This window comes from Streptomyces sp. NPDC048496 (assembly GCF_043200055.1).
GTDB lineage: Bacteria > Actinomycetota > Actinomycetes > Streptomycetales > Streptomycetaceae > Streptomyces.
The window spans coordinates 1-7,735 of sequence record NZ_JBICXB010000101.1 but is presented as its reverse complement, the minus strand read 5'-3'; the positions used below and the strand labels follow the sequence as shown (position 1 = coordinate 7,735).

The following is a 7,735-nucleotide window of genomic DNA, read 5'->3' as shown; positions in this document are numbered from 1 at the left end:
AGCATCCACTGGACCGCAGCCGCACCAGCAACCTCACCCGCCTCAGCTACCGACTCACAGCCTGACCACCCACCCGGAATTGCGCACCAGAGTCGGGAGTGAGCACCCGAGGCGCGGGGGCGGTGCCGTCCTTGGACGCGGTGATCTGTGCGAGGAGGCCCGGGGTTTTGTCGGTGACCGTCAGCCCGGCCATCCGCGCGAGACGTACCCAGCCCCAGCGGACCCGGACGGCCTGCCGCATGCTGACCCGCGTGCCCCGGTCGGCACGCACGTAGCGCACCACCGTCACCAACAGCCACACACCGACCAGCGCAGTAGCGATCGGCAGCGCGTACGATGCATATCCCTTGATGGCTTCCATGTCAGACCCCCTCTTCTCGTATCAGGCGGAGAACGTGGGCCAGGTCCAGGCGGGCCACCTGCTCCGGGCTCAGGCCGAGCAGATCGAGCACCGCCGCCGAGGCGGAGAACGTGGCCTTGCCCTCGGTCCCGGGCAGGGGCCGGAGCGGGTGCAACTCCCGCTCCGGCACAGAGTTTTCGAAGCGGATCACTGGGCCGCCTCCACCGTCACCAGCTCCAGGCGGGCAGCGCGGTAGGCGACGCCGTCGGAGAGCTGGCCGTTGAAGATCCGCGCCCACGGGGTCGCGAACAACTCGACGGGCCTCACCATCGCGCCCGGCTTGAGCCCGGCGGCCAGGCCCGTCTCCGGGACGGTGATCTTCAGGACCTCGGCGCGGCCGTCCTCCATGAGCATCACCGTCACCGTGTGCAGCGACGCTCCGGTCTCCCGGTCGGTGGCGACCTCCCCGGTCTGCTGGTCCTTGATCTTCAGCACCGGTTCGGTGCCCGCGATGCACACCGCCGACGGCAGCAGACCAACACGGATTCGAGTCATGGCCATGCCATCACACCCTCATTCGATGGAGCCGCTTGATCGACTCGCCAAGACCATAGCGGCACACTCGCTACACCCGCAACACTCGATCCGTATCGCTACGGCGATACGGGTGGAACGCCGAGGACGCCCGGGTGTGCCGCGAGTGCCGACGCCGCTACCCTCGTGCCATGAAGCTGCCCCTGGGAGAGGACCCCCGGCCGCCATACGTCCAGGCCGCCGACGTCCTGCGCGCCGCCATCCACGACGGCGAGCTACGCCCAGGCGAGCGACTCCCCGCCGCGCGCGAGCTGCAACGACGCTTCGGCATCGCCAGCTCCACGGTCCAAAACGCCCTGCGACTCCTCAAGGACGAAGGGCTGATCTACTCCGTCCTGGGCCGGGGAAGCTACGTACGCGCACCGAAGCCAATCGCAGCCACCGAAGCGGAGACAGCCGCAGCGGAGGAAGCCGAGATTGATCCCGGCGAGTCCGATCCCGAGTACACCGGTCTCGCTACCCTCCGGCGTGGTTGGCAGACTGCCGACAGCCCCCCTGACGATCCCCGCCCCCCGTACGTGCGGACCGCGGACGAACTCCGCAAACAGATCCAGGACGGCCGGCTCGCCCCCGGGGCCAAGCTCCCGTCCGCCCGCGATCTGCAAGCCCAGTACGGCATCGCCAACTCCACCGCGCAGAACGCCCTACGCGTCCTCAAGGAGGAAGGGCTCGTCTACTCCGTGCAAGGCCGAGGCGTCTTCGTCCGCCAGCTCAGCCCGCGCGATCAGTTCCTCAAGCGCTACAACGAGGGGCTGGAGGAGATGGTGGCCCAGCGCAGGGCGGACGAGGAAGCAGTACGGCTCAGCGGCAAGACCGATGATGAGGTAGCCGCCGAACTTGCCGCCGCCGAGGAGCGGTTCACCAAGGCCAGCAGCGAGTTCGAGGCCGCCACCGCCCACCGTGACGCGATGCGCGCCGTCATGGAGCAACGCAAGCGCCTCAGTGGCAACTACACGCCCGAGGAGAGCGCCGCCAGCGCTCAGCGCCTGCGCGACCGACTGAACGAAGGCAGACGCCGACGCTGAACCACCCGCACCCGGCGGAACAGCGAGGCGCGCAGCTCGGAGTGGGCTGTTCAGAGTTTCTTTACTTGATCAAGGCGGCCCGCTGGCGCGGCCCGCGCGCGCCCGGCCCTGCGGGGCCGCCGCCCGCTCCTGTCTCCGCCCCGCTAGCCGACGTCCCCGCCGGTCCGGGCGCGCAACAGCCAGCACAGCGAACCACTTCAGGGGCTCCGCCCCAGACCCCGGCCCTCCCTCCGAGGGGCAGGGGGCCGTGTGCGGGTGCGGCTTCGTCGTGGTGTGGGGTCGTGGGGCGCGGGAGGGGGTCCCTCGTCGCCCGGTCACCGGAGGCGTACCAGGAACCCCCGGGGGCCGCCAAGGCCGAGCGCACGCGTCACGAAGTGAGCCTTGGCGGCCCCCGGAGAACCCTGGCACGGCGAAGCTGCCCGACCGACGAGGGACCCCACCCGCTCAGGCCCCGGTCCTGCCGGAGCCCGGCCCGCCGCGTGGTGAGGCACCTTTGTGGGCGGGCGTCTGCCGGAGCACCCCCGGTTGATGTGCGGGCCGGGCGTACCGTGGGGTGGGAGGTGGTGAGTTGATGATTACGGAGCTGGCTGACAACGTCCGCAGGTACCGGCGTCGCGCGGGGATGAGCCAGGAGGAACTGGCCCATGCCGCAGGCGTATCGCCGGGCACGGTACGCAAGGCCGAGCAGGGCGGCACTCTCCGGATGGAGACCCTGCACGCGCTCGCCCGCGCGCTGGGGGTGACCACGGCCGCGCTGATGGCGTCCGATGCCCCGGAGCCCGTCGGGCGGGCCGAGGAGCCGAACCGGGTCAACCTGATCCAGCTCCGCGCCGCCCTCACCCCGGCCGTCGGACTCGTGGACCAGGACGCCGAAGCCGTGGCCGAGGAGCCGAACCTGCGCACCTTCCGGCGGACGCTTCAAGACGCACGGGTGCTGTACTTCTCCGACAGCTACAAGAGCGTCGCGGCCCAACTGCCGGGCCTGCTGCGCGATGCCGCACAAGCCGTCGCCTACTACGACAGCGGGGACGAGCACCGGCAGGCCCTGCTGGCCCGCGCCGAAGCGCTGCGTCTGGCCGGCACCTACCTCACCCAGGTACGCCAGTACGACATCGCGTATGCCGCTGTGCGCGGCGCCATCATGGACGCCCGTCAGGCCGGAGACATGCTTGCGGCGGGCTCCGGGGTCGGCTGCATGTGCTGGCTGCTGGTGCGCCAGGGAAGGTTGGACGAGGCGGAACAGGTCGCCGCCCGCAGCATGGACGCGGTGGAGCCGAAGATCACCGGCGCCGAGCCGGACCACTACGCGGTGTGGGGCGGCCTGGCTATGGAGGCCGCCGCCGCAGCCGCGAGGAACAACCGTCCCGACGAGGCGAAGGAGTACCGCCAGGCCGCCCAGGTCGCGGCAACCGCTGTCGGGACAGCGCATCGCAACGTCTCCCGGCACTGGTCCGTCTTCGGGCCGGTCACCGTCGCCGTCAAGGCACTCGAAGACTCCCTGGTCATCGGCGACGCCCGCGCGGTGGTGCGCAAGGCAGGCGAGCAGGAGGAGTTGTCGCCCAAGGCGTGGAAGCGCCTGGGCAGGCCCAGCACCAACGACGGGAACCGCTTCACCCTCGATGTGGCGCGCGCCCACACCCGGACCGGCGACTTGTCCGCCGCCATGGACGAGTTGACCCGTGCCAGGGAAGCCGCCCCGCAGTGGCTGCGGCACCAGAACAGCGCCGCCGAGACCATGCAGGAGATCCTCGGCAAGCGCAAGCGCACCCTCACGACAGAGATGCGCGAAATGGCCGACTACCTGGGCGTTGTCGGGTAGCTGCCACGCAGCATGGCAGTTCGTGAACCAGGAGTCGCGAACTGCCATGGCTTCCCACTGGGGTGACGATCTGTCAGTGCCTACGGTCGGTGTGTCCACCATCAGTGACTCAGGCCGGGGGTGCCCAGTGAGCCAGCCCAGGAGCGATGCCGACCGCATGCGTCGCAGAGAGCTGTACGACGCCGCGTCGGGCGGGGGAGGTCCCCGCTTACTGCCGTGGACCAGCCCGGAGGGGAAGCCCTGCTACCTGAGCACCGACGGCCGGGGCTACCTGTCCACGCTCGCCGACGGCATCGAGGCCGTCCAACTCGGCATGGCCGATGAGCTGTTGGAACACGCCCGCGAAGTCCTGGCCCCTGGCGCACGAGCACTGTCGGCTACCGAGTACCGCTGGCTGGCCTCCCGGCTGGTCGAGGCCCTGACCGACGCGCTCCGGGTGGCCGAATCGCGCGGACAGCGCATCCCCGACCCGAAGGAAGAGGCGGCCGAACATGCCTGACCCGGCGGCCACCGGCACGCCGGCCCGCAAGCGCTACCGCTTCCGCGAGTACCACGTGACCGCCGTCGTGGACCCCATGACCCTGCCCACCTTCGCGGCCGTCTGCGTCACCGGCGAAGACCACGACTGCGGCGCCACCTCCGGCGAACTCCACGCCGAGGACGAACTGACCCGCTGGATCGCCGAACACTGCGCCCAGACCGGCCACGACTTCTACCACCGCACCACCCGCGCCACCCTCCGAGCCGAACCCGGCGCCTGGCAGTAGCGGCCCTTCCGCCGCCCGTACGTCCTGACCTCATGTATTCAGCTGCAGTCGTGAACTGACGCGCTGACAGGAGAAGGGTGCCTCCTACCTGCGATGATCTGGATTGTCTAGATCAAGAGCATCATTCGGAGAGGCACCCGACGGGTGAAAGCTACCAGCTGGGATGACCGGCTCGTCGTACGGGCCGACGGCAAGAACCTGATCGGCCACGCAGGGGTGGTGCTGCTGCGGAAGGTCGCCGACCGGGTCGGGCTGACCTCGGCCCTAGCCGCCGCGCTTCCTCGTGGCGCCGGTCCGGGGTGGCGGGACCGGGGCATGGCGCTGGTCCAGCTCGCGTGCGCGATCGCGCTGGGGGCCACCAGCATCCTGGAGGCCGAGCAGTTCCAGCAGCACTGGCAGACGCTGTTCCCCCGCCCGGTCTCGGACAGCACCCTGCGGCGCATGCTGGAGGGCATCGACGACCCGGTGACAGCACGCGTCGAGCGGGTGCGCGCCGTGATACGCCGCGTGGTGTGGACCCTCATCGCGCTGCGGCCCTCCGGCTTCCCGTGGATCGCGGTGTGCGGACGAGTGCTGACTGGCTGGTACGTCCTGGACCTGGATGCCACCCTCGTGACCTGCACCAGCAAGAAGGAGGGCGCGGCCGGCACATTCAAGGGTTCGTACGGGCATCATCCGCTGGGGGCCTGGGTGGCCAACACCCGCGAGTGCGTGGCGATGCTGCTGCGGCCGGGCAACGCCGCGTCCAACGACGTCGCCGACCACAAGAGCGTCCTTGCCGCAGCTCTGCGGCAACTCCCCCTGCCCCTGTGGTCGAAGCTGCTGGTCCGCATCGACGGGGCGGCCTTCAGCCACGACCTGCTCGACCACCTGCAGCAGCTGACCACCAGCCGACGCCGGGTGCGCTGGGTGACCGGCTGGGCGATCAACATCGCCGATGAGAACGCCATCGCGCTGCTGCCCGAGAGCGTGTGGACGGCCGCGTTGCGGCAGGACGGAGCGGTGCATGAGATCACCGGACCCGACGGCGAGGTGCTGTCCTACCAGGTCGCGGAGCTGACCGGAGTGCGCGACCTCGCGGGCTGGCCGCAGGGGATGCGGCTGATCGTGCGCCGGGTCAAACCCCAATGCCGGGACGCGAAGAAGCTGACCGCCTTCGAGCAGCGCACCGGATGGCGCTACCAGATCGTCGCCACCAACATTCCTGCCCGCCACGGGCTTTCCGGCGTTCCCGGCTCCGGGCAGGACTGGTTCGTCGACGCCCTCTACCGTGATCACGCCGAGGTCGAGGACCGGGTGAAAGCGATCAAGCGGGTCGGCCTCGGGCTGCTGCCCTCGAAGTCCTGGCAGCTCAACGCCGCCTGGGTACTGGCCGCCACACTCGCCGCCGACCTCGACGCCTGGATGCGGCTCCTCCTTCTGCATGACGAGCCCGAACTCGCCGCCGCCGAGCCGAAGACGATCCGCAGGAAGCTGTACCACCTGCCCGCCCGCCTCACCGCCCACGCCCGCAGACGCACCCTGCACCTGGAGGGCACCTGGCCCTGGGCCGCCGCGTTCACCACCGCCTGGCAGCGGGCCACCCAGCTTCCGGCCCTCACCTGACGGCCGGCCATCACCCCGACGACACCGGAGAGGAGAGGACCGCACCACCCTCGGGCCCGTGGAACCCGACGCCCCCGCAGCGACACGCGACGGCCAGTCCCGACACGGCACGGGACATACCGGGCAGCCAGCCGCTCACCGCGACGACGCCACTCCTTGGAAGAATCGAGGCTGACGGCAGTAGCGACGGCAACAATCACGGATTTCCACGCACAACCACGGACGCCAGCGGATCGCAAAACCAGCGCTGACCTGCGAAGAAGCAGGTAGAGGGGTACCGCGTAGCACACGTACTATGTGCTGGCGGGGGCTACGCCGGTCCTGGTGCATAACTGCGGCGGCGAAATCGACTACGGAAGTATCGGCGCTGATGGGCGACGTTCCGGAATAGTCGCAGAAGTTACCCCGCAAATGGTTGGAACTGGAGGTAAGGCGTCGACCAGGATGCGGCCACCAGGATTCGTAAGCGGGGCTAATGGGGACGCGCGTGGGCATCTCCTTCCGAAGGCTCTTGGCGGGTCAGGAAACACGCCAGAAAACTTCGTCAGGACGACAGCTGCCATCGATAACGGCCCCATGAACGAGTTTGAGCAGGAAATTGCCGATTACGTCTCGAAGGGTAATACCATAATGTACTCGGCGACGCCGCACTATCGTCCAGGCAGCAACATTCCATTCGCCGTGTCAATTGAAGCGTTCGATGATGCCGGATGGTTCATGGGTAGGACGTTCATGCAATAGCGACAACTGATCGGCTGCGATGTTGAACCGATAAACGACGTGCGGGCAGAGCTTGTATCGAAGCTCTGCCCGCATGTTTTTTGGCGTAGTTGAAGCTTGTCGAGTTCGAAGAGAGTCGTTCAGCGGCGCCATTCGTAAGCGCCTGGTGACGTCTTTAGCACCTCGCTGGGCCAAGTTCGCACCACCCCGCGGAGGTGCTCACGCTGTTCCTCGATCCATCCGTCATCCAGAACGATCGGGATGGTTGCCGATGCGCTGGAGCCGGACGCGTCCTCGATAAACACTACTGGGACGTCGCAATCATCGCTGGGCAATTCGATCCTGATTACTGGCCCGTTGCCGCTGTCCAGCCATTCGACGTTCTGGCCCACACTGAGGGCATCCAGCGCCAGGGACCATTCCTCCAGATCCGAGAGATAGAAGCAGACATTGAGGCACCCTCTGATAAAGCTGCTCTCCACGATGATCTCCGCATCAAGCAAGTCGTGTACCGGTAGAACCCCAGGTCCTCGCCGGCCCAGAACGTGCATGCGCACGCTGTTGTCAGCGTCCGACAGATTGATCAAATCCATGATGTCACCCCGATGTGCCATAACCGTCTACAGTTTCGCGTTCACTATGTCATCATCTGCCGGTGGTGCGTCGGAGGGGGAAAACTGTCGGCTTTCTCGGACGTGTGCCCCGCAGGTTTCTCTGAAAGTGGTTGCACGGATACGGCAGCTGTAGATAACAGTCGGCGTGCTTTCTGATACGGCAGCTGTAGATAGGTCTGCCGATGCCCGTCGCTGCTGGTCAGCGGTATGAAGGGGGGTGGGTGCGGGCACGAGGACGGCCGTCTCGATCA

At 68.0% G+C, this 7,735-nt stretch carries 10 protein-coding genes; 6 read left to right on the top strand and 4 right to left on the bottom strand.

Features of this window, described 5'->3' with window-relative positions:
• Nucleotides 1-46: 46 nt before the first annotated feature.
• Genes ACGFSA_RS34470 through ACGFSA_RS34460 form a run of 3 tightly spaced genes read right to left on the bottom strand, consistent with a single transcriptional unit; the run spans nucleotide 47 to nucleotide 901 of the window.
• A complete protein-coding gene (locus ACGFSA_RS34470) occupies nucleotides 47-361 on the bottom strand; it encodes a hypothetical protein (protein ID WP_393310030.1) in 315 nt (104 codons plus the stop codon).
• Nucleotide 362: 1 nt separating this feature from the next.
• Entirely contained in the window at nucleotides 363-551 is a 189-nt protein-coding gene (locus tag ACGFSA_RS34465; RefSeq protein WP_189201841.1) for a hypothetical protein, read from the bottom strand.
• Nucleotides 548-901: a hypothetical protein gene (locus ACGFSA_RS34460; protein ID WP_393310027.1), complete on the bottom strand. Its 354-nt coding sequence runs from the start codon at nucleotides 899-901 to the stop codon at nucleotides 548-550. Before ACGFSA_RS34460 ends, ACGFSA_RS34465 begins: the two co-directional genes overlap by 4 nt.
• A gap of 164 nt (nucleotides 902-1,065) precedes the next feature.
• Between ACGFSA_RS34460 and ACGFSA_RS34455 the strand changes: the two genes are divergently transcribed.
• From ACGFSA_RS34455 to ACGFSA_RS34430, 6 genes are all read left to right on the top strand, one after another.
• Entirely contained in the window at nucleotides 1,066-1,959 is an 894-nt protein-coding gene (locus ACGFSA_RS34455) for a GntR family transcriptional regulator (RefSeq protein WP_393310025.1), read from the top strand.
• A gap of 571 nt (nucleotides 1,960-2,530) precedes the next feature.
• Complete coding sequence (locus tag ACGFSA_RS34450) at nucleotides 2,531-3,778, top strand: helix-turn-helix domain-containing protein (protein ID WP_393310023.1); 1,248 nt, start codon at nucleotides 2,531-2,533, stop codon at nucleotides 3,776-3,778.
• Nucleotides 3,779-3,935: 157 nt separating this feature from the next.
• Nucleotides 3,936-4,277: a hypothetical protein gene (locus ACGFSA_RS34445; protein ID WP_393310021.1), complete on the top strand. Its 342-nt coding sequence runs from the start codon at nucleotides 3,936-3,938 to the stop codon at nucleotides 4,275-4,277.
• Nucleotides 4,270-4,545 carry a hypothetical protein gene (locus tag ACGFSA_RS34440; protein WP_393310019.1) on the top strand — a complete coding sequence of 92 codons (276 nt, stop codon included), beginning with the start codon at nucleotides 4,270-4,272 and terminating at the stop codon, nucleotides 4,543-4,545. Before ACGFSA_RS34445 ends, ACGFSA_RS34440 begins: the two co-directional genes overlap by 8 nt.
• 144 nt (nucleotides 4,546-4,689) lie before the next feature.
• Complete coding sequence (locus ACGFSA_RS34435; protein ID WP_393310017.1) at nucleotides 4,690-6,150, top strand: IS1380 family transposase; 1,461 nt, start codon at nucleotides 4,690-4,692, stop codon at nucleotides 6,148-6,150.
• Nucleotides 6,151-6,447: 297 nt separating this feature from the next.
• On the top strand, nucleotides 6,448-6,891 hold the full coding sequence (locus ACGFSA_RS34430; protein WP_393310015.1) for a DNA/RNA non-specific endonuclease: 444 nt from the start codon (nucleotides 6,448-6,450) through the stop codon (nucleotides 6,889-6,891).
• 119 nt (nucleotides 6,892-7,010) lie between these two features.
• Here the strand turns inward: ACGFSA_RS34430 and ACGFSA_RS34425 are convergent, their stop codons facing one another.
• Nucleotides 7,011-7,463, bottom strand: a complete 453-nt coding sequence (locus tag ACGFSA_RS34425; RefSeq protein WP_393310013.1) for a DUF5959 family protein — start codon at nucleotides 7,461-7,463, stop codon at nucleotides 7,011-7,013.
• Nucleotides 7,464-7,735 lie beyond the last annotated feature (272 nt).

Excerpts from the sequence above, each read along its gene's own strand:
- ACGFSA_RS34470 (WP_393310030.1), bottom strand. The coding sequence starts at position 361 with ATGGAAGCCATCAAGGGATATGCATCGTACGCGCTGCCGATCGCTACT.
- ACGFSA_RS34445 (WP_393310021.1), top strand. The coding sequence starts at position 3,936 with ATGCGTCGCAGAGAGCTGTACGACGCCGCGTCGGGCGGGGGAGGTCCC.
- ACGFSA_RS34460 (WP_393310027.1), bottom strand. The coding sequence starts at position 901 with ATGGCCATGACTCGAATCCGTGTTGGTCTGCTGCCGTCGGCGGTGTGC.
- ACGFSA_RS34440 (WP_393310019.1), top strand. The coding sequence starts at position 4,270 with ATGCCTGACCCGGCGGCCACCGGCACGCCGGCCCGCAAGCGCTACCGC.
- ACGFSA_RS34425 (WP_393310013.1), bottom strand. The coding sequence starts at position 7,463 with ATGGATTTGATCAATCTGTCGGACGCTGACAACAGCGTGCGCATGCAC.
- ACGFSA_RS34455 (WP_393310025.1), top strand. The coding sequence starts at position 1,066 with ATGAAGCTGCCCCTGGGAGAGGACCCCCGGCCGCCATACGTCCAGGCC.
- ACGFSA_RS34450 (WP_393310023.1), top strand. The coding sequence starts at position 2,531 with ATGATTACGGAGCTGGCTGACAACGTCCGCAGGTACCGGCGTCGCGCG.